Here is a 20799-nt window from a genome sequence, read left to right as displayed (position 1 = left end):
AGCAACCATGACGGGCAAGGATTTACACCAGCTACTGCTAGAAAAATGGGGAAAGTCTTACGATATCAGATTGCGGCGAACACGAGGCAAGATTTTTGTGCAAGTTATGTGGAAATATCTAGAACAGGCATCTTTTCCGATGACGGAGGCTGATTATTTCGAGCATTTGGATGCGGTGGCCAATTACCTCAACGGCTGGGGGAGCACAGAACAGGTGAGAGAATATATCGTAACTACTCGCGATCGCCCGCGCTTGGGTAAAGCTGTCAGCGTTCCCCTAGATTTGGGTGAAAGAGCCTCGGAGTGGTTGCTAGACGAGTTTTGATTCACTCAGTCGATTTTAGATTTTAGATTTTAGATTTTAGATTGACTCCACAGCCGGGATCTGGGGGAGTTCCCTAAAGTTTTGTGTCGCGCCGCGGCTGGATTAGTTGAGCCCAAAGTCCCTAAAATCGATCGGCGAGCTTATCATACGACTTGCCGCGGGTGAGAAACTAAGCTGTGGCGCATCTAATTTGCACAGGTGTTTTGATTCAAAGTCTTGTGTGGCGGGCTTTGCTGCGCGCCGCCAACTGTGGGATTTAAATGCCGCAACAGTTTCTGGGGCTTTTTAGGGGCTTTTTTAATTTTGGGCGATCGTCCTTCATGCTTACCAAAATCATCCGAACCAATTTCTGTCAACAATTTCACATACAATGAGTGTCAGATATCTTGTGAAATTTAGGAGAATGTTGTAATGGGTGTTGCACTGGGAATGGTTGAAGTCTTAGGATTTCCCGCTGCAGTAGAAGTTGCGGACTCAATGGTGAAAGCAGCCCGTGTTACTTTAGTTCGCTATGAGAAAATAACCCGCGCCTACTGGACAATTATAGTGCGAGGAGATGTCTCTGAAGTGCAAGCAGCCGTTGCTGCTGGAATTGAATCAGTTAAAAAGGTCGATGGCGGAAAGTTGCTATCGTATCACATAATTGCTCGTCCCCACGAGAATCTGGATTACGTTTTGCCGATCGGCTACACTCCTGAAGTAGAACAGTTCCGAATGTAGTCAAAGTTTTGACAAAACTTTGGTGTTGAATTTTAAGTTTTAGTAATTATAGAGGCGCGGGCGATCGCACCTCTATATTTTTTGGGGCTAATTCATATCAAATCCGGTTGCATCGGATCGGCCCAGATCCCCCCTAGCCCCCCTTAAGAAGGGGGGGACAAGAGTCACATCAAAGTCAACCCCTACTCCCCTTCTTAAGGGGGATTTAGGGGGATCTGGACTCGAATAAAAGCGATATTCCTCATGGGTTTTAGGCGATTGTTGTCACCTATCGATCGATGCAGACCATACAATCAACCACTAATGAAATCACGGGCAGGAATGATAGAAGCACTCGAAACTCCCTTCAGAATCCCTATAGCGGTAGGGCTTCCAACCTGACGAATTTCCGTATCTAAACCATTATTAATCGACCCAAAAGTGATGTCTGCCAACGGAGCGCGAGAACGTACCAACAGTTTATCTTCACCTGGTTTGAAGTCAGCAATCGTATCTGTCCCCCAACCCTTCCAAAGCCTAAACTTGTCAGCCCCTCTGCCACCAACGAGATAGTCATCGCCACTGAAGCCAAACAATAAGTCGTCGCCGGCCCCGCCAATCAACGTTTCGCTGCCGTCTCCACCAAGGAGAGTATCGTTATACCTAGAACCTATCGCTACTTCGATGCCGGAGAGCGAGTCTATGCCGCCCTGCCCGTCGGAAGCCCGACCTAACCCAGACCCGTCGCCGACTGCCCCCAACTGGAGATAGACGCCAGTTCCTCCAAAACTGTAAGATACTGTGTCGATGCCATCCCCGCCATTGAGCAAGTCATTCCCAGCACGACCCGACAAAGAGTCATTACCGGCCCCGCCCAAGAGTGTTTCATTGCTACTCCCGCCAACTAGGGTGTCGTTGAAACTAGAACCTATAACGACTTCAATGCCAGAGAGTGAGTCTACACCGTTCTCTATTACGATCGGCGGGGGCGCCCCCCTGGATGCTATACCGCCGAATCCATCGAGAGCCCGACCTAACCCAGACCCGTCACCGATAGGCGCCAACTGTAGATTGATACCACTTCTGGCACTTATGTACGATACTGTGTCGATGCCATCCCCTCCATTGAGGAAGTCATTCCCAACCCCGCCATCGAGATAGTCATTACCCCTGCCGCCGTTGAGAGTGTCGTTGCCGTTGATGGCAGGGGTACCACCATAACCTAAGAGACCACTGCCATCAGACAGAGTGTCATCGCCATCGTCGCCATTGAGCAAATCGTTCTCGAAGCCGCCGTCGAGTTGATCGTTGCCAACTCCGCCATATAGAATGTCACTACCACGCCAACCGTAGAGCGTGTCATTTCCTTCTCCACCGTAGAGCGTGTCATCGTTACCAATTGTTAGCTGGTCTCTATTATTATTGCCAGTGTAGTCACCAAGCACATAATCATTGCCTGCTCCGCCGTCGAGCAAGTCATAAGCTCGGCCTCCTCCATAGAGACTGTCATTGCCAAGTCCACCAAGCAGAGTATTAACGTCGGAAGGATAATCTTGACTTCCACCATAGAGGAGGTCATCTTCACTTCCACCATCGAGACTATCACTGCCAAGATCACCATCGAGAGTGTCATTGCCAGCCAGACCATAGATGGTGTCATCGCTATCAATGAAAGGGCCAGCGCCGTATAAGTAGTCAGGGCCCGAAGTGCCAGGTATTGGTGCCATATATTTAATTTCCGATTGAGATTAAGAAACTGAAACCGTCAAAAAGGTAAAAATCTACAGTGTGGATTTTTCAAAATAACTTACTAAAAAATCCACCCAAAAAACCAACAATTCTCCTATCTTAGGCAGCCAGGAAACTCAAAAGATATAGCTAGACTTCAGTGAGCCAGGTTGACTCTATTGCTGAAATTTTACGTTCTTTTTCAGTAATTTCACTGTGTCGGTATGTTATCTCTAAAGCGAATACTAAGGATCGGCTCGTCCGAAATCTTGATGCAAACCTTAAAAATTTAATCATTAAAATAACTTATGATTGCCAGCGAGAGCACCTAAAAAATAGTGTGAATTTAGGCTAAAAACCTTAGCCCCAGACATGGCACACTAAACTTTGCTAATGCGAATTGGATTTCTTATTTGTAAAAGTTATTGAAAAATTGCTAAATCAGCAATGATGCTAATATAAAACAATCAACTTACTCACATATCTCAAAAGCTTAGCTTTACACAATCTTTATAAGCTGCCAGAGGTAAATACTCAATTCGCCCTCAAAATAACTGAAGCAATGTTTTTAAGATAAGTTGACAACAATCGCAATCTCGGCTAAAAATAGCAGACAATTTTAAAATTCAGATGTTCGGTAACTTTTACATTGTCTGCTATTCTTAATTCTCACCGCCCTAAAAGCTTCACCAAACCAACCCCGCCAAAATACAAGCTCAGCACCGCACCTCCTAAAAGACTTTGCGTTAAAGGGTCAGTAGAAGGCGTTAAAACCGCTCCCAAAACTGCCGCTCCCAAGACTACATACCGCCAGCCGGAGAGCATTTGGTTAGAAGAAACTATGCCCAAAACGCCGAGCAATACTTGGACGATCGGGATTTGAAAAGCTAAGCCGGTGCTGAACATTAACAGCAGCACAAATTTAAAGTATTTGTCGATCGACCACAACTGCTCTACAACATCCGCCCCATAGGTAACAAAGAAATTAAGCGCCGCCGGAATCAGAGCGATGTAAGCAAAGACTAACCCGCCCAAAAAGAGGAAACTCGAACCGAAAAACACCGGCCCCAGCAACCTGCGTTCTTTCCGAGTCAAACCGGGGAGAACAAACAGCGCTATCTGGTAAAAAATAAACGGACTGGCGATGAGCAAACCGCTGTATCCGGCTACTTCGATAGAAACAAAGAAATACTCGCCGGGAGCTAGTTGCAGAAATTTGACGGGCCCTGCCGGTACTTCTAGCAGTTGCACGATGGGTTTAACTGTGAAAAAGCAACCGATTACAGCGATTACTACTGCAATTAGCGAGTAAAAAAGTCGCTGCCGCAATTCTTCTAAATGGTCGAATAAAGACATTTCAACTTCGTCGGGAAGTTCGTCGAGAAATTCGTTTTCTAAGTTGCGAGAACCCATCGCACCGCCTGCGATTGGTGCAATGCTGTTTTCCGGGCTAATTACTTCGAGGTTGTTGTCGGAACCTTGTTCGGATGTCTCCAAGTTTGAGGGAGCAGTCATAGGAAATGGGTAATTGGTAAAGGGTAATTGGGAAGAGGGAATGGGTAATTGAAAATTGGTAATTGGAAATTGGAAATTGAGAATAGTTATTTCATAATTGCTCCGACTTCCTTCTTCATTCTTTATTCTGACTTCAGCAGCAGAAGGAACGATCGATAATTAATCCGTGTAGGGGTATCAAAATCCGTGTATTGCCTTCATTATTCAATGCCGATCGCAATTTTGCCGACAGCGCGGCCGGTTTCGCTGTAAACGTGGGCTGCTGCTACTTCTGCTAAGCTGTAAGTGCGATCGACAATCGGCTCAACTTTATCTGATTCTATTAACTCCCGCAAAGCCCCTAAATCGCTGGGGTTGGCATTGGCTAAAATAAATTTAGCTTTTTTGCCCGATATTAACCAGCTCGTTAACATCGGTGCGAGGTTGTCGAAACTCGGCAAAGTCGAGATATAAACTCCCTCTGGTTGCAGCACTTTTTCGCATTCAGCAAATGTTCTTGTCCCGACAGCATCCAAGATTATATCATATTTTTCGGGCTGTTGAGTAAAGTCAATTTCTGCGTAATCCAGAACAAAATCCGCTCCCAAACTCTTGACAAATTCTCTATTTTTAGCGCTGCAAACTCCCGTTACTTCCGCGTTCATTGCTTTCGCAACTTGCACGGCAAAAGTGCCGACTCCGCCGGAAGCGCCGTTAATCAATACTTTGTTTCCTGCTTGGATTTGGCCCAAATCCCTGAGCGATTGCAAAGCAGTTAAACCTGCGATCGGTACTCCTGCTGCTTCTGCATGAGTGATGTTTTTCGGTTTAAAGGCGGCATCCGATTCTGGCACGATCGCGTATTCGGCACAAGCACCCCCACTGATGGGATTTAAGAAAGTATAAACTTCATCTCCGGGTTGAAATTTGGTGACTTCCCTGCCGACTTCCACGACAACTCCAGAGATGTCAGAACCGACTATTCGAGGAAAGTTAAATCCTGTTAATAGTTGCAGGTGTCCTTGTCGGATTTTCCAGTCTACGGGATTGACGCTGCTAGCGCGAACTCGCACTAACAATTCGTTGGATTTGGCGATCGGCTTTTCCAACTCTCGGTACTGCAATTCCTCGGCTGAACCGTAGCGATCGAACGCAACTGCTTTCATGGCAAATTTTCCGGTTTATTTCCAATAGAACACTCAATCCTTTACAATTACAGCACATTCGATCTAAATGTGACACAGGAAATTGAGCTAGCCTTGTAGCAGCGGGCGATCGACTCTGGGAGACCTCCAGACAATGGGCAGGCGTGAGGCAATGGGTTCGCTGGCAAGCGTGCGATGGCTAGCGATTAAAATTAATAGGCACGGGGCGCGCGATCCCATAACCCTGAGCATAATCTACTCCAATCTCCCGCAATTTTTCTAAAATAGTCTCGTCTTCGACAAACTCAGCTATAGTTTCAAGATTCATCGCATGGGCAATACCATTAAACCCTTCAACGAGCGCTTGAGAAATCAAATTATGACTAATATTTTTGACAAAAGCACCATCAATTTTTAGATAATCAACTGGTAAATTTATCAGATACGCAAAGGAACTCAACCCACTGCCAAAATCATCTAAAGCAAAGCAACAGCCAATCTTTTTGAGTTCGCCCATGAAATATCTGGCTTGTTCAAAGTTTGCAATGGCTGCCGTTTCCGTGATTTCAAAACCAATGGTTTGTGGGGGGACTTGGTAGCGAGAAAATTGTTCGATTAAAAACCTCATAAACTGATTGTTACTGATGCTAGCGCCAGATAGATTGATCGTATACAAGCCTTGACTAACAGCATCTTTCTCAGGCAATTTGTGATAGTTCGAGAAAAACTTTTCGATGACCCAACAATCGATTTCTGTTATCAACCCGTAACGCTCGGCGGCGGGAATAAACTGAGCAGGAGATACTATTTTTCCATTTTCGTCCAGCATTCTGAGCAAAATCTCATAATGCTCTACTAATGGTTTAGAGGTAATAGAGACAATCTTTTGGTAGTAGAGACAAAAACGATTGGTTTCCAGCGCTCGGCTGATTTGGGCAATCAACTGCCTCTGACCACGTTGTTTAATTAGTTCACTATCATCTAGACTATAAATATGAACACAGTTGCGGCCTCTGGCTTTGGCGGCATAACAAGCTGCATCAGCCGCTCCCAGAAGCTCCATCAAATTTTGGCTGGTTTGGTCAATAGCAACAACTCCAATGCTGACTCCGATGATAAAGGTTTTGCCATTCCAAATAAACCGAAATTGATGCACTATGTCTTTGAGGTTTTCGGCAATCTGGGTTGCTTGAGAGAGCGAACATTGAGTGAGCAAAATACCAAATTCATCACCTCCCAAGCGAGCCAGCATATCATTAGCACGGACTCCCTTTTGAATAAGTGCTGTGATTTGGCGCAGTAGCTCATCGCCAGCAATATGACCTACGGTATCGTTAACGACTTTAAACTGATCTAAATCTAAATAACAGAGAGCGTGCTGCTGATTGCTATCTTTAACAGAGGCGAGCGCCTCCACTAGCTGCTGCTCAAATTTTCGACGGTTGATTAACCCCGTCAGGGCATCGTGATTTTCTTCCCAAGAGAGTTGACGGGTGAGATAGCGCGATTCAGTAACATCATGAAAGACCATGACTGCCCCGATAATTTGACCTTCGCGGTCTCGAATCGGTGCTGCCGAGTCAGCAATGGGATACTCGGTTCCATCATGGGAAATCAGAATAGTATTGTTAGCTAAGGTCACAATTCGCTCCTCTAATAGAGCCTTGTTTATAGGATTCTCTACTGGCTCTCGCGTTACTTGCTCGACAATTAGGAATACCGTAGAGAAAGGAACTCCTTGAACCTCATGATTTTTCCAGCCTGTCAGTTGCTCAGCTATAGGATTGAAATATCTCACATTACCTTGGGCATCAGTAGTAATGACCGCATCGCCAATGGATTGCAGTGTCACTTGAGCCAATTCCTTTTCGGCAAAGAGAGACTCTTCGAGACGTTGCCGTTCTTCAATTTCTCTCAAGAGACGTAAATTCTGCTTTTGGAGTTTTTGTTGCAGCCTTCCGATAGTTAGGTGGGTTTCGACACGAGCTAATACTTCTTCGACTTGAAATGGCTTAGCAATATAATCTACCCCTCCCGCAGCCAGCCCTTGCACCTTATTAAAAGTTTCATTTAGCGCACTCAAAAAAATTATTGGAATGTCGGCGGTGCGCTCATCAGATTTTAATTTTCGGCAAACTTCATAGCCATCCTGATCGGGCAACTTAATATCTAGTAAGATTAACTCCGTCGATGGCAATTGGGCGGCTCTCAGCGCCATTGCACCTGTCGTGGCACTGCGAACTTTATAACCATGTGCACTCAAAGTATCCCTGAGCAGACGCAGGTTATCAGGCAGATCGTCAACAATTAAAATATTGCCTCGGTAGTTTGTAGCTCGATCGCTAACCCTATCGCTAGTTCTATGGAGAATCATACTCATTTCCCTAGTTTCCTGCTAGAGGAATATAAACCTATGCACAAATAGTATAGTTTAATTATTCGGTTAAAAAAGTTAGTTTACCCACAAAGAAGTCCTGCGCTCCCGGAGATATGGGGCTGGCAAGGGGGCGCAACCATACAAAATCTGAATAGTTCGGCTAGGGGCCGTCCCCTCGTGGTTGCCCTTCTTCGCTTCGCCTAACATTAGAAGAACATTGTTTCAAGCCAAGCAGGCGATTTATGAACAAGCGGATTTCTCAAATGGCAAGTCTAGCCGTCATTGCGATCGGATGTCTCGTGCTGCTGGGTTGGCAATTTGACATCTCCCTACTCAAAAGTGGTTTTCCCGGTATGACTGCGACCATGAAAGCAAACACGGCAATTTGCTTTTTGCTGGCTGGAGTGTCTTTGAGATTGTTGCAGTACCAAAGAACCCGACTGCACAATCGCATCGCTCAAGGGATGGCAGGATTGATAATCATCATCGGTATGCTGACGCTGAGCCAGTATATTTTTGGTTGGAAGCTGGGTATTGATGAGTGGCTTTTCCGAGATGTCGTGTCTTCAGCGACTCCTTATCCGGGAAGAATGGGAGTAAATACCGCCCTAAATTTTGTGCTGATGGGACTAGCACTGTTACTGTTAGGGCAAAATTCCCAACGGGATACTTGGTTGGCTCAGATTTTTAGTAGTGTTGCAACTTTAATTTCTCTACTAGCTTTATTTGCACACCTATTCCATGTCGATATTCTTGAACGTTTGGCCACAATTACGACGACTCAACCCGTAAACACGATCGCCACCTTTTTCATCCTCTATGGAGGAATTTTATGGCTCCGCCCCAAGGAAGGATTAATGCAAGTAGTAACCAGTCCCCTAGTTGGCGGAGTAATGGTTCGGTGGTTGCTGCCTTGGGGGACGCTCTTTCCAGTGACAGTGAACTGGTTGACTCTTCAGGGACAAAATTTAGGCTGGTATAACGTTAATTTTGGCTATACATTGCGTTCAACTATTATGGTTGTCACGTTCTCAATTCTCATCTTGGGGACGGCTCGCTCTTTAAACCAGATAGATTACAGGCGCCAAAAAGCGGAAAAAGAAATTAAAAAACTTAACGAAACTTTAGAAATTCTTGTGGCTGAACGAACAGATGCTTTACAAAAATCGCAGGCTCGTTTTGCGGGAATTCTAGAAATCGCCAATGATGCAATTATTTCAGTCGATCGCACTCAACGCATTACCCTGTTTAATCAAGGGGCAGAAAAGATGTTTGGCTATAAAATTGAGGATATTTTAGGGGAGCCACTGAATTTACTGCTGCCAGAACAGTTTAGAGATGCACATCCGCAGCATATCAAACAATTTGCACAGTCTTCTAGCAGAGCGCGAAGGATGGGAGAACGAGGCGAGATTTTGGGTCGTCGTCAAGATGGAACGCAGTTTTCGGCTGAAGCCTCTATTTCTAAGCTGGAAATGGGAGACGAAACGGTATTTACTGTGATTTTGCGCGATATTAGCGATCGCAAACAAATTGAGATGGCTTTACGAAACAGTGAAGAGCAGTTTCGCCATGCGTTTGAAGATGCCTCTATCGGGATGGCGATCGTTTCACTTGATGGGTACTGGATTAAAGTCAATCCTGCCTTATGTCAGATTCTTGGCTACTCCTCAGAAGAGTTGTTAGCGTTAACTTTCCAAGACATCACCCATCCTGACGATTTAGACGGCGATCTTAGTTATGCACATCAACTATTAGCAGGAAGAATTTCAACTTACCAACTGGAAAAACGGTATTTCCATAAAGAAGGACACATTATTTGGATTATTCTTAATGGATCGCTAGTACAAGATGGACAGGGAAATCCACTGCATTTTATTTCTCAAATACAAGAAATTACGGCTCGAAAAGAAGCTCAAAAGACCCTAGAACTTCAAAGCGTTATTATGAATAACATGGCAGGAGGAGTGTGCTTAATCAAAGCCTCAGACCTCATGATCGTCTACACCAACCCTACCTTTGACGCTATGTTTGGCTACACAGAGGACGAACTCGCAGGTCAACCCCTTGGTATTTTGAATTATGTCGATACAAAGGTTACACCAGATGTAGCCGTTCTAGATATCGTCACTCAAATTGAACAGACCGGGGAAGCGAAATATGAAGTCCAGAATAGAAAGAAAGATGGAACTCTCTTTTGGTGCAGAGTTCATACATCCATGTTTGAGCATCCTGAATACGGAACTGTATATGTTGCCGTTCAGGAAGACGCAACAGAGCTAAAACTGGCTGAGCAAGCCTTGCAAGCTACCACAAATCGCCTCAACTTTCTTCTCAACTATAGCCCCGTGGTCATTTTTAGCAGTAAAGCTGCTGGCGATTATGGAGCAACGTTCATCAGCGAAAATATCAAAGATATATTGGGCTACGAAAGCAGCGAGTTTTTAGAAGATTCTAAATTTTGGGTGAATCACTTACACCCAGATGATGTAAAACCAGTGCTTAATGGCTTAGCAAATCTATTCGTTAATGATTTTTACTTCCACGAATACCGTTTTCGTCGCTCCGATGGGGTTTATCGCTGGATGCTCAGTCAGCTTAAACTAATTCGAGATAATTCAGGTACACCAGTAGAAATTTTGGGATATTTAATTGACATTAGCGATCGTAAACAAGCTGAGTTGGAATTTCATCAGGCAAATGAAGCAAACCAAGCCAAGACTGTCTTCCTCGCCAATATGAGCCACGAACTCCGCACCCCCCTCAACTCAATTTTGGGATTCACGCAATTGATGAGCTATGAGAGCAATCTGACTCGTTCTCTCCAAGAACGTTTAGAGATTGTCAATCGTAGCGGTAAACATTTATTGGATTTGATTAACGATATTTTAGATTTATCCAAAATAGAGAGCGGACGGATGACTCTCAATCCTTCTGAGTTTGATTTGACAAGTTTGCTGACTTCTATCGAAGAAATGTTCCAAGTTAAAGTCCAATCTAAAGTAGTGCAGCTAATTGTCGAGCTAGATCCCGACATTCCTCAATTTGTGCATAGTGACGAGAAAAAACTGTATCAAGTATTGGTCAATCTGCTCGGTAATGCGATTAAGTTTACCAATCACGGAAGCGTCACCCTACGGGTAAGAGCAACACAAAGAGACAAAACATCCTGTCACCTATGTTTTGAAGTTGAGGATACAGGCGTGGGAATTTCGCCCACAGAAATTGATAAATTATTTAAGGTTTTTGTGCAAACCCAAGCTGGGAATAATTTGAGTCAAGGCACGGGGCTTGGTTTAGCCATCAGTCAAAAACTCGTCAAACTTATGGGCGGTCAGATTCAGGTTAAAAGCACTTTGAACCGAGGTAGCACTTTTTCCTTTGAGATTGGTGTACAGTTACCTCAATCAGAATCCTTACCCCCAGAATCAATTAATCAAAGAGTAATTGGTTTAGCTCCCAGACAACCGACTTACCGCATTCTTATTGTTGAAGATTTAGAAGAAAATCGTCGCTTGTTAGTCGAGATCCTGACCTCGGTTGGTTTTGAGGTGAGAGAAGCAAAACACGGAGTGGAGGCCCTCTCACTGTGGGAGAGTTGGCGGCCACACCTGATTCTGATGGATCTGCGAATGCCGATCGTGGATGGCTACACAGCTACTAAATATATTAGAGAACGCCCTCAGAGCCAAGAAACTGTCATTATTGCTTTAACTGCCAGTGTTTTGGAAGAAGATCGAGAGAAAGTTCTTAGGGCTGGCTGCAACGACTTTATAAGCAAGCCATTTCAGCAGAGAGAACTTTTTGATAAACTCGCTAAATATTTGGGAGTACAATATATCTACGAAGTCGTAGAACAAACTCCACAAAAACCATTAGTTGAAACGGTGTCTGTAGAAGATATATCCATGATGCCCCCCCAGTGGTTAGAACAAATGTATCAAGCCGCTTACTATCTCGATACCGAAGTTATGAATGAATTAATTCTACAAATTCCCGAATCCAAAGCAAGTTTGTCCAAAGCACTAACTGATTATATCAATAATTTTAATTCTGATCGAATTATGGAGCTGATTCGACCTTTGCTGCCGAAGCCGCTGTAGTTATCGAGTTTAATGACAAAGAAGCTATAGTGCTGTAAGCAGTGGCTATATTTCTAATATACACCAACAGGGCAAAGGATTTGGACGTTTTTGGAGATGTGTGTGGCAGATATCTATCAGCATAAGGAAATGGCATACACCTTAGATGGAATGTGCTATATCATAGAGCAATTCTATTTCGTGTGTGAAGGGGATTTATTTTTTTATTAACCGCAGAGGGCGCAGAGGTCACAGAGAAAGAGAAAAGAGAGAGATAAATGATTGATTTAACCGGAAAGGTAATTTTAGTAACAGGTGGCTCGAAAGGGATTGGTGCAGTGACGGTGCGGACTCTGGTTAATGCTGGGGCTGAGGTGATTTTGCATTACTTTCGCAGTCAGAAAGAAGCTGAAGCGGTGGCAGCAAGTGTTGCGGGCGATCGCTGTTATTTATTAGCAGCAGATTTGATGGTGGAAAACGCGGCCTCGACTTTGTGGCGAGATGCTTTAAAATGGCGGGGCCATATTGATATTTTAGTTAATAATGCGGGGATTATGCAGTCAGCGGGTATAGAGGACGAGTTCGATATTTGGTCGTCAGCTTGGCAGCAAACTCTACAAGTTAATTTAGTTGCCGTTGCCGATTTGTGCCGGGAATCTATTCTGCATTTTCAAACTCGCAGGGTCGGTACAATTATTAATATAGCAAGTCGCGCTGCTTTTCGCGGCGATGACCCGAATTATCTGCACTACGCCGCTTCTAAAGGCGCTATTGTTGCTTTAACTCGCAGCATTGCTCGAGGGTTTGCGACTGATAATATTTTGGCTTTTACAGTTGCCCCGGGATTTGTCAGTACAGAAATGTCTAATCAGTTTATTCAGGAGTTCGGTGAAGCTGATATTATTCGCGATATCCCGATCGGCAAAATCGCTCCTCCTCAAGATGTTGCTAATGTTATCGCGTTTTTAGCATCCGGTTTGGCTACGCACGCTACCGGGACTACGATCGACATTAATGGAGCCTCTTACGTGCATTGAGACAATTGTAAAATACCTCTAAAGGCTCACGGTGACACCTTTTAAAAATCACTAATTTATCACTTTAGCAAGACGCTAAAAACTCCCTCAATCACTTAGCGTTAGATTAGAAGATAGTCTGAGGAAAGTTGATTATGACAACAAATAACGGCACCAACACCAAACGAGTTGCCATACTCATTGAAAATGGAGTTGAAGATTCGGAATTTTTAGTTCCTTACAACGCCTTAAAACAAGCAAATTTTGATGTAGTTGTCCTCGGTTCGCGGACAAACGAAAAGTATGCAGGGAAACAAGGAAAAGTTGCCCAGCAGGCTGACGGAACTACGACAGAAGCATTGCCCGCAGAATTCGATGCAGTGATAATTCCCGGCGGGATGGCTCCTGATATGATGCGGACTAATCCCAATACAGTACGTTTTGTACGAGAAGCATTTGAGCAAGGAAAACTCGTCGCTGCTGTTTGCCACGGCCCGCAAGTTTTGATTGAAGCCGACTTGCTGAAAGGCAAAAATGCGACGGGTTTCTTGGCAATTAAAACAGACATGATTAATGCCGGAGCTAACTACATTAACGAAGCTTTAGTAGTTGACGGCAACTTGATCACTTCCCGCCAACCTGGAGATTTAGCAATATTTACCACCGCAATTCTGGCTCGCCTCGGTTACGGCGGAAAAGAAGTCGGTTTGCCCGAAGAAACTGACAAAAATGCAGAATGGTGGAAATTAGCTAATGGTTGGGGAGGTTCGACACAAGGCGACATTGTTAAAGGTTTGAATACCGCCCTCGCAGGGGAACGCTATGCTTGCGAAGCGTTTCAAAATTATGCGGAAAAAACCCAAGACAGCGATTTGCGATCGCTCTTGAAAGAAATGATTCAAAACAAACAGCACCACATCATCGCTCTCGAAAGTCGCCTCAACGATTTTGGTGAAAAACCCTCAATTCCTGCCCAAATTGCTGACAAATACGCTAAATTAAAAGCTTCTATGCAAGGAAGCGATGAAACGTTTTTGCTGCGGAGCACTCTAGGTGATTTGCAAACCGGTGTTGTCGATATCAACAACCTGCGGGTGAAGTTCACAGATCCGGTATCAACGGCCATTTTGACAGAGATAGAATCGGATTTGTCTAAGTGTGAACAAGTCGTTGCTAAACTCTTCCGCGCCCGTGCAGCTTCCCAGGAAATTAAGTCGCCTAAACCCTCAACTAGCCCCGCTGTAAAAATGTAATCAGCAAGGGGATAAATAAGTTTGTAGTTTGGTTGAGATGTGAAAACCAGTACCAATATCGCAACTACAAACTTCCTCTGCAATCCTACAATATACGCCTTTGCGGTAAAATAAAACCCAACACTAAAAAGCAGATATTCAACTAACTGCAAGGTGGAGGGTTTTATTTTGGTTTCAGCGGGAAACGGCGAGTTTGAAGGAAGCTTGCGGCATCCGATGGCGGTAAAAGCCCCTGGATTCATCCGTGCAGAAAAAAAATATAGTATCCGATAACCAGCCCCCGGATACATCCGTAAAGTTGCTTTCTTCAATTCTTCAATTCTTAAAATCTAAAATCTAAAATCTAAAATCTAAAATCGATTAACCAGCCCTCGGATATATCCGTAATATCATGTCCGATGGATTAACCATAATATCCCGGTCGGGGCGGGTTTTTGAGATTGTCAATTATTGGCAGGTATTGTTGGTGAACCCGCCCCTACAACAATCGCGATCCCTCGACCGGAAATGATATGAGGTCGCTTTCTTCAATTCTTCAATCCTTCAATTCTTTAAATCTAAAATCTAAAATCTAAAATCTAAAATCGATTGGTTTGTTCCCTCTTCCTTTAGACAGGAGACACCTGGGCTATAAATGCGCTACTGTGTTGCCAATATTTTGATGAGGAAAAAAGGCCGTGGTTCCCTTACGCGATGAAAATCCCATTACTATCACTCCCTATGTCACCTACGGGCTGGTTGCCGCAAACATATTAGTATTTTTGTACGAACTCAGTTTGGGCGATCGACAATTAACGCAATTCTTCTACTCTTGGGCCGTAATTCCTTGCCAGTTAAGCAATATGTGTCGGGTTGCTCTGCCAGCTTCGCCATTTCCCGAATGGACGACACTAATTAGCTCCCAATTCCTGCACGCAGGCTTTCTTCACATTGCCGGAAATATGTTATTTTTGTGGATTTTTGGCAACAACGTAGAAGACCGTTTAGGACACGTCAAATTTATAATATTTTACCTTACTTGCGGCGTTTTAGCATCACTAACTCAGTGGTTTTTCTCCTCAGCATCTGCCATTCCGTCCCTAGGTGCTAGCGGCGCGATCGCAGGCGTGATGGGAGCTTACATTCTCAGATATCCCCAAGCTAAAGTTCTGACACTCCTGCCATTGGGAATTTTTATTACCACCGTCAGAGTCCCCGCTTTCTTCTTTCTAGGATTTTGGTTTGCACAGCAAGCATTGAGCGGGCTGGCTTCCTTGAATGCCCCGGCAAGTGTCGGCATGGAATCCGGGGGAGTTGCCTACTGGGCCCACGCCGGTGGCTTTGTTTTCGGCGCTATTCTCGGCCCTTTGTTGGGACTTTTTTCTGAAGATAATCAGATTTAATTTTTCACCGCAGATGAACGCAAATTAACGCAGATAAACTGCCAAGGAAATCGGCGCTTATCTGCGTTTATCTGTGGTTTCATGTCATGTCCGATCGATTAACCATAATATCCCGGTCGGGGCGGGTTTTTGAGATTGTCCATTGTTGGCAGGTAAGGATTCAGGTAAAAATAGTTCCGCAGAGAGCCGAACAATATGGTAATGTAGTCAGATGAGCGAAAAGTCAGAGTTATCAGCAGCACTAAAATTAGAAATGGTTGACCAGTTGAGCCACCAGGAGCTGGTCAAAATTGTGCTCACCCAACAGAAGCTGATTGAAAAATTACAACAAAAGCTCGAAAAGCTCCAAGAGAGACAGCCCAGTAATAGTAAAACATCATAAAAACCACCATCGAGCGATCTGATACAGAAATCAGAGACAGCCAAAGTTGACAATTCAAAAGAATCAGAGTCAGAGTCAGAGTCCCAGGGTAAACGCATCTTAATTTCAACCTAAAACATGATAAGATGAAGTATTGGGCTAAATCAAGTGCGTAATTAGGTGCGATCGATGGCGAAAGGGTTTACTTCGACTTTAACTGCCCAACAAAAAACAATAGGTGTATCGAACCCGACACACTTATTGAACGCTTGTTTTTTAAACCATTTTGGAACCTTGACCGATCCAAGAATAGAAAGAAGTAAACAGCATTTATTAATAGATATTGTAGCAATTGCGATTCTAGCTGTCCAGACGCGGTGCAGATGGATGGGAAGCAATAGAACTCTATGGAACAACCAAATATGAATGGCTGAAAGGTTTTCTAGAACTGCCGAATGGAATTCCTTCTCATGATACATTTAGTCTCCTTCTTTGCTCGAATTGAACCGCAGCAGTTTCAAGAGTGTTTTTTGAGTTGGATAAATTCAATAACCCAAAAGTTGGAGCTAGAAGTCCTAGCCATAGATGGCAAAACAATGAAACAATCTTATGACCGGAATCACAGCCAAAAACCATTGCATATAGTCAGTGCATGGTCTTCATCCCATCAATTAGTTTTAGGGCAAAAAAAGTCAATAAGAAATCTAACGAAGTGACGGCAATTCCGGCTTTGTTAGAGGTGCTAGAAATTGCTGGAAGCATAATAACCATCAATGCTTTGGGATGTCAGAAAGAAATAGCAGCGCTGATAATTAAGAAGAAAGGAGATTATCTTTTAGCGCTAAAAGGGAATCAAAAACTTCTTCATGAAGACGTAAAAAACTGGTTTGAATTAGCTAGAAAAGAAGAGTTTGGTGGCAGAGAGCATAGCTATTATCAACAAATAGAAGCCGGGCATCATCGAGTTGAAAAAAGACAAATTTGGACGGTGGCAGTCTCAGAGCTTCCATCTCTTCATAATCAATCATTATGGGCTGGATTGAAAACGGTTATGATGATCGTAAGTGAAAGACGTTTGTGGAATAAAACAACCACAGAAGTTGGCTTTTATTTGAGTAGTTTAGCCAGTAATGCCGAGAAGATTTCTCAAGCAATCCGCAGTCATTGGGGTATTGAAAATAGCTTACATTGGACATGGGATGTTACTTTTTGTGAAGACAAGAGTCGGATTCGTAAAGATAATTTTCCTGAAAACTTTGCTCTTCTACGTCGCGAGTGCCATCAATTTACTGAAACAAGAAAAAGGATTTAAAGGAAGTTTAAAAATGAAGCGGTATCTGGCGGGAATGGATAATAATTATTTAGTCCAAATCTTAAACTCTGCCAGTTAACGCTAGAAAACTCAAACAGATTCCCGATCTAAATTGATTCAGCTTCGAGAATTTAGAAGTTCTTAAAGCTCGATTTTTACTGGGTTAATTCCATCGGATTTAAGAGTTTTAAGAAGGATTTTTCCCGAACAAGACTCACGCACAAATATGATTTTCTGTCAACTTAATTTAGATGCGTTTACCCGGGAGTTGTAATTAAAGCTTCTCCAACGTAAGCTTTATCTCCCTTAAATATGAGTTGAGGGTCAAACCGTGAGCGTTCTTCTCGGAATAAAGTTATATCGCTTTTAGGTCCAGGTTTCCCTGCCACAACATCAACGATATCTCTACCATCTGGCATGACAATTATTTGACTTTTAAATGTATGATTACTCTTCTTGCCTGAAAAGTATTTTTCTTGTTCATCCTGAGTTCCAGGTCTCTCTCTGACTTGTTCGTAGGTATCTACTATTAATTCATATTCTGTGAGTATTTCCTTGACTATTTCATAGTCAGCAGCGTTTTTTTTTACTTGTTCAAGTAAGCTACATGGTAGCAATTCTCGCAATTGAGGCAACCAATAGTTAAATGTATCATTAGCTGTAGACTCACTTACTCCAAACTGGATGCCCAGAAGTTGAAATGTTGTCATATGTCTCAGATAGACCAATGTTAAAATTATTTGTTCGCGAGCGAGATAGTTTGGGTTTTCTACCGCCTCCACCAGCGATAATTCTAACTTTCTTTGATTCTAGTAAAGCTTGTTTTTCATGATGTAATCGTTCCGCGTTTAGGATTAATTGTTGTAACTGCTCATAATCCAGACCCATTAATCGCTGTGTTTCTTTAGGATGCTCTTCAATATGATTGAGTATGTCGCTCATGTTTCTGTGTCAAAAAAGCTTTATGATGTGATATTACCACGAACTGTTACTATTTTTGGAGATGTCTAATTCGTTTGAGTAACTTTGTCAGTCCTTTTTTCTTGTAATTAAATCCAGAACCTAAGTCTTGAATTGTTTCAAATTGCCAGCCGTTAGCAGCACTAAACGATTCCCAAACAGCAGCTTGACGCTTTAAATCATCTTTTTTGTCATGACTGGAAACTCTGGCATAGTTGATAGTAATTCGCTCATCTGCCTGGTTCAAGTCTCTGGGAACGATTCGCTTGATATCCGCAAGATAAGTAGTAGTTCCGAATTAATTACACAATATTTCTACTGAAACCCTTGCCTAGCAAGGAGTTTTTATGTAATTAATTTTGTGTGGTTACTTAGAATCGTCTCTGTCCAGTGGGGGAGCGTTCAAACCTAATTTTTCCTGCATCAGTCCAGCGTCTTAGTGTTTTTGTCGAGATACCTAATTCCTTAGCCGCCTCTCCAATTGAAAGTGTCACGTCTGATTGAGTCTCCAAGGTTGCTTACCTCTAATAATACAACTCAATAGTTACCCAATCAGGAAAGAATGTTAAGCTATGTCTAAAAAAATCATCCAGCATCCACCCCTTTGTTGAAAGCGATGAGCGAGCGATTATTGGGTCGTGGAAAGGTCAAAATGCAGGTTATTGGTGCTTTGATGCGGAAATTGGTGCATTTGGCTTTTGGGATTTTAAAGTCCCAAAAGCCTTTCGACCCTAATTAAGTACCTACACAAAATTAATTACACATCCGACTTTGTTACTCTTTAGAGGTATCAAGGGTTTCAAGTCAACTCAGTCGGCAATTAATTTTGTTTACCTACTTATTTGACTGCTACCCCTTGACAGGTCAAGACAGTATCTACAAATTTGTCCGCGATTTTACCATGTAGGGGCGGGTTCGCCAAAATTTTTGACACCCATCAACAAATTATATAAACCCGCCCCCACCCCACCAACAAATTGTATAAACCCTCCCCACTACGCCAATAAACGATCTAAACTGACCTCAGAATTGGCAGATATTTTTAACCTATTTTCGCACAGCTTCCAGCAAGCGAGAATAGTAAAAGCTAGTGCTAGTCATCGCTGTTCTGTTAATCACAAAACCGTTGTTTTCTAGGATTTTGATAATATCAGCTTCGCGGTGCTGGTAAGCGCGGGTAGTTTTGCTCGGGCCGGGGAAAAGTTCGCCAAATTTTTTGAGGGCGGTGAGTGCTAAAGTTTTGGGGGCAAAACTGATAATTAGTCGCGATTGGGCGATCGAACTTAGGTGAGCAATCATTTCCGCAGCCTTATCTTGAGGATAGTGGATCAGCACGTCCAAACAAATAACAGTGTGAAATTTGCCGGTTAAAGCTTCCAAATCTTGGGCGGCGAAGGAGATGTTGTAGAGCTTGCCGGGAACTGCTGTCGATCGAGCGTAGGCTTCTGCTACCATCTTTTCAGAGATATCGCTAGCGCAAACAATCGCCCCAGCCTCAGCCAGAGGAATGCTCAGAGAGCCCACACCGCAGCCGGCATCGCAGACACAAAGCCCGGGTAAATTGCCGTCAGCTTGCAGCCATTCGATGACTGTATCCACCGTTTTCTGGTGCCCGGTGCGGATGTCTAGCTGAACTTTATTGACTTTGCCGTCGCCGTAAATTCGCTGCCACCGATCGAATCCCGTCGAGTTAAAATACTGTCTAACTATAGTCTTGTCGTCTACCAAATTCATCGATCTGCCTGCTGCTGAGTGATTGCCAACGGTTAAATATTATAAAGCCGCAGCGACAGTTATTGTTGACCGAAAGTAATTTAGTCCGGGGCCCCCGGATTCATCCGTGGAGGGAGAAAAAAGCTCGCTCCTCATTATCACAAGCCCCCGGATTCATCCGTGGGGTCGCTTTCTTCAATTCTTCAATTCTTCAATTCTTCAAATCTAAAATAGAAAATCTAAAATCTAAAATCTAAAATCTAAAATCGATTGACACTCCCCACCCAATTAAATTGAGTTACATTTACTTATACGGGCGATCGCAACTCGAACAATCCCGAATTTAGAAACTAATTCCATAAAAACCGAGTTCAGCCGATCGCACATTCTAGCGATAATTTTAATCAGCCCTAAATTAAAAAAATATGGTGCTACAAGACCATTTCCGCCCGCCGCTGTCGGTTCGCCGTCACTGGCACGCCTTTCACAACGCCTGGGCGACTTACATTGCATCGGATTTGAATGCCAAATTACCCGCAAATTACTTTGCCGAACCCAACGTGCAGTTTGGGATTGAAATTGATGTAGCAGCTTTTGAGGAACCTCTACCGGAGTTTGATTGTCCAGAGACGGTAATTCGTTTGCCAATAGATTTCCCAAACAATTGGATGTCACCCCCAGCCCAAAGCGTGCCTTTTCTAACTGCGGCGGAAACGGTGCAAGTCAGTATTTTTAACACTGAAGCCGGCCCGGTATTAGCCGGTGCAATTGAATTAGTAAGTCCTGCCAACAAAGATCGTTCTACTCATCGCGGTGCTTTTGTTTCTAAGTGCGAGACGTATTTGCGCCAGGGAATTGGGTTGGTAATAGTTGATGTTTTGACACTCCCCGTGCTAAAGCAGCGGGGATTCTCCGGAAATTAATCCGGATATCCTTTTTTCTGGATAACCGC

At 43.7% G+C, this 20799-nt stretch carries 17 protein-coding genes and 2 pseudogenes; 10 read left to right on the top strand and 9 right to left on the bottom strand.

All coding sequences use genetic code 11. The features are described from left to right. Nucleotides 1-7 precede the first annotated feature (7 nt). Nucleotides 8-325 carry a DUF3067 family protein gene (locus tag QUB35_RS25450; RefSeq protein WP_190661639.1) on the top strand — a complete coding sequence of 106 codons (318 nt, stop codon included), beginning with the start codon at nucleotides 8-10 and terminating at the stop codon, nucleotides 323-325. A 185-nt stretch (nucleotides 326-510) separates the two neighbouring features. Here QUB35_RS25450 and QUB35_RS25445 read toward each other — a convergent pair whose 3' ends face one another. Beyond that, nucleotides 511-684, bottom strand: coding sequence for a hypothetical protein (locus QUB35_RS25445; RefSeq protein ID WP_333144447.1), 174 nt, complete (start codon nucleotides 682-684; stop codon nucleotides 511-513). A 52-nt stretch (nucleotides 685-736) separates the two neighbouring features. Between QUB35_RS25445 and QUB35_RS25440 the strand changes: the two genes are divergently transcribed. After that, nucleotides 737-1045, top strand: a complete 309-nt coding sequence (locus tag QUB35_RS25440; RefSeq protein ID WP_006631236.1) for a carbon dioxide-concentrating mechanism protein CcmK — start codon at nucleotides 737-739, stop codon at nucleotides 1043-1045. 293 nt (nucleotides 1046-1338) lie between these two features. Here the strand turns inward: QUB35_RS25440 and QUB35_RS25435 are convergent, their stop codons facing one another. The 4 genes from QUB35_RS25435 to QUB35_RS25420 form a co-directional block, all read right to left on the bottom strand. Beyond that, nucleotides 1339-2751 (bottom strand): calcium-binding protein, encoded by a 1413-nt coding sequence (locus tag QUB35_RS25435; RefSeq protein ID WP_333144446.1) that lies wholly within the window; start codon nucleotides 2749-2751, stop codon nucleotides 1339-1341. Nucleotides 2752-3421: 670 nt separating this feature from the next. Next, on the bottom strand, nucleotides 3422-4267 hold the full coding sequence (tatC, locus tag QUB35_RS25430; RefSeq protein WP_333144445.1) for a twin-arginine translocase subunit TatC: 846 nt from the start codon (nucleotides 4265-4267) through the stop codon (nucleotides 3422-3424). Nucleotides 4268-4467: 200 nt separating this feature from the next. Then, nucleotides 4468-5412, bottom strand: coding sequence for an NAD(P)-dependent alcohol dehydrogenase (locus tag QUB35_RS25425; RefSeq protein WP_333144444.1), 945 nt, complete (start codon nucleotides 5410-5412; stop codon nucleotides 4468-4470). 178 nt (nucleotides 5413-5590) lie between these two features. After that, nucleotides 5591-7771, bottom strand: coding sequence for an EAL domain-containing protein (locus QUB35_RS25420; RefSeq protein ID WP_333144443.1), 2181 nt, complete (start codon nucleotides 7769-7771; stop codon nucleotides 5591-5593). A gap of 239 nt (nucleotides 7772-8010) precedes the next feature. Here QUB35_RS25420 and QUB35_RS25415 point away from each other — a divergent pair, with 239 nt between their 5' ends. The 6 genes and pseudogenes from QUB35_RS25415 (at nucleotide 8011) to QUB35_RS25390 (ending at nucleotide 17253) form a co-directional block, all read left to right on the top strand. Next, on the top strand, nucleotides 8011-11871 hold the full coding sequence (locus tag QUB35_RS25415; RefSeq protein ID WP_333144442.1) for a PAS domain S-box protein: 3861 nt from the start codon (nucleotides 8011-8013) through the stop codon (nucleotides 11869-11871). A gap of 257 nt (nucleotides 11872-12128) precedes the next feature. Then, nucleotides 12129-12887 carry an SDR family oxidoreductase gene (locus tag QUB35_RS25410; RefSeq protein WP_333144441.1) on the top strand — a complete coding sequence of 253 codons (759 nt, stop codon included), beginning with the start codon at nucleotides 12129-12131 and terminating at the stop codon, nucleotides 12885-12887. A 134-nt stretch (nucleotides 12888-13021) separates the two neighbouring features. Next, entirely contained in the window at nucleotides 13022-14119 is a 1098-nt protein-coding gene (locus QUB35_RS25405; RefSeq protein WP_333144440.1) for a DJ-1/PfpI/YhbO family deglycase/protease, read from the top strand. 677 nt (nucleotides 14120-14796) lie between these two features. Beyond that, the gene (locus QUB35_RS25400) at nucleotides 14797-15501 is read left to right on the top strand and encodes a rhomboid family intramembrane serine protease (RefSeq protein WP_333144439.1); all 705 of its coding nucleotides are present in this window, start codon (nucleotides 14797-14799) and stop codon (nucleotides 15499-15501) included. 211 nt (nucleotides 15502-15712) lie between these two features. Further along, nucleotides 15713-15883: a hypothetical protein gene (locus tag QUB35_RS25395; RefSeq protein WP_333144438.1), complete on the top strand. Its 171-nt coding sequence runs from the start codon at nucleotides 15713-15715 to the stop codon at nucleotides 15881-15883. Nucleotides 15884-16051: 168 nt separating this feature from the next. Continuing rightward, nucleotides 16052-17253: pseudogene (locus tag QUB35_RS25390) on the top strand (ISAs1 family transposase). 178 nt (nucleotides 17254-17431) lie between these two features. On the opposite strand, the gene QUB35_RS25385 reads toward QUB35_RS25390, so the two are convergent. From QUB35_RS25385 to QUB35_RS39260, 3 genes and pseudogenes are all read right to left on the bottom strand, one after another. Continuing rightward, on the bottom strand, nucleotides 17432-17884 hold the full coding sequence (locus QUB35_RS25385) for a transposase family protein (RefSeq protein WP_333144437.1): 453 nt from the start codon (nucleotides 17882-17884) through the stop codon (nucleotides 17432-17434). Further along, nucleotides 17841-18116, bottom strand: a complete 276-nt coding sequence (locus QUB35_RS25380; RefSeq protein WP_333144436.1) for a hypothetical protein — start codon at nucleotides 18114-18116, stop codon at nucleotides 17841-17843. The genes QUB35_RS25385 and QUB35_RS25380 overlap by 44 nt, the downstream gene beginning before the upstream one ends. Nucleotides 18117-18183: 67 nt before the next feature. Continuing rightward, nucleotides 18184-18646: pseudogene (locus QUB35_RS39260) on the bottom strand (IS607 family transposase); the annotation flags it as partial. A gap of 104 nt (nucleotides 18647-18750) precedes the next feature. Between QUB35_RS39260 and QUB35_RS25365 the strand changes: the two are divergent. Next, nucleotides 18751-18873 carry a hypothetical protein gene (locus tag QUB35_RS25365; protein WP_333144435.1) on the top strand — a complete coding sequence of 41 codons (123 nt, stop codon included), beginning with the start codon at nucleotides 18751-18753 and terminating at the stop codon, nucleotides 18871-18873. A gap of 308 nt (nucleotides 18874-19181) precedes the next feature. On the opposite strand, the gene bchM is transcribed toward QUB35_RS25365, so the two are convergent. Further along, complete coding sequence (gene bchM, locus QUB35_RS25360; RefSeq protein ID WP_333144434.1) at nucleotides 19182-19868, bottom strand: magnesium protoporphyrin IX methyltransferase; 687 nt, start codon at nucleotides 19866-19868, stop codon at nucleotides 19182-19184. Nucleotides 19869-20272: 404 nt separating this feature from the next. Between bchM and QUB35_RS25355 the strand changes: the two genes are divergently transcribed. Next, entirely contained in the window at nucleotides 20273-20770 is a 498-nt protein-coding gene (locus tag QUB35_RS25355) for a DUF4058 family protein (protein WP_333144433.1), read from the top strand. Nucleotides 20771-20799: the final 29 nt, after the last annotated feature.

It is taken from the genome of Microcoleus sp. B13-B6, from assembly GCF_036705405.1.
Lineage (GTDB): Bacteria > Cyanobacteriota > Cyanobacteriia > Cyanobacteriales > Microcoleaceae > Microcoleus.
The sequence above is the reverse complement of the archived record's forward strand: the minus strand, read 5'-3'. Positions and strand labels throughout refer to the sequence as shown.

Excerpts from the sequence above, each read along its gene's own strand:
- QUB35_RS25450 (WP_190661639.1), top strand. The coding sequence starts at position 8 with ATGACGGGCAAGGATTTACACCAGCTACTGCTAGAAAAATGGGGAAAG.
- QUB35_RS25440 (WP_006631236.1), top strand. The coding sequence starts at position 737 with ATGGGTGTTGCACTGGGAATGGTTGAAGTCTTAGGATTTCCCGCTGCA.
- QUB35_RS25435 (WP_333144446.1), bottom strand. The coding sequence starts at position 2,751 with ATGGCACCAATACCTGGCACTTCGGGCCCTGACTACTTATACGGCGCT.
- tatC (WP_333144445.1), bottom strand. The coding sequence starts at position 4,267 with ATGACTGCTCCCTCAAACTTGGAGACATCCGAACAAGGTTCCGACAAC.
- QUB35_RS25425 (WP_333144444.1), bottom strand. The coding sequence starts at position 5,412 with ATGAAAGCAGTTGCGTTCGATCGCTACGGTTCAGCCGAGGAATTGCAG.
- QUB35_RS25420 (WP_333144443.1), bottom strand. The coding sequence starts at position 7,771 with ATGAGTATGATTCTCCATAGAACTAGCGATAGGGTTAGCGATCGAGCT.
- QUB35_RS25415 (WP_333144442.1), top strand. The coding sequence starts at position 8,011 with ATGAACAAGCGGATTTCTCAAATGGCAAGTCTAGCCGTCATTGCGATC.
- QUB35_RS25410 (WP_333144441.1), top strand. The coding sequence starts at position 12,129 with ATGATTGATTTAACCGGAAAGGTAATTTTAGTAACAGGTGGCTCGAAA.
- QUB35_RS25405 (WP_333144440.1), top strand. The coding sequence starts at position 13,022 with ATGACAACAAATAACGGCACCAACACCAAACGAGTTGCCATACTCATT.
- QUB35_RS25395 (WP_333144438.1), top strand. The coding sequence starts at position 15,713 with ATGAGCGAAAAGTCAGAGTTATCAGCAGCACTAAAATTAGAAATGGTT.
- QUB35_RS25385 (WP_333144437.1), bottom strand. The coding sequence starts at position 17,884 with ATGACAACATTTCAACTTCTGGGCATCCAGTTTGGAGTAAGTGAGTCT.
- QUB35_RS25380 (WP_333144436.1), bottom strand. The coding sequence starts at position 18,116 with ATGAGCGACATACTCAATCATATTGAAGAGCATCCTAAAGAAACACAG.
- QUB35_RS25365 (WP_333144435.1), top strand. The coding sequence starts at position 18,751 with ATGAGCGAGCGATTATTGGGTCGTGGAAAGGTCAAAATGCAGGTTATT.
- bchM (WP_333144434.1), bottom strand. The coding sequence starts at position 19,868 with ATGAATTTGGTAGACGACAAGACTATAGTTAGACAGTATTTTAACTCG.
- QUB35_RS25355 (WP_333144433.1), top strand. The coding sequence starts at position 20,273 with ATGGTGCTACAAGACCATTTCCGCCCGCCGCTGTCGGTTCGCCGTCAC.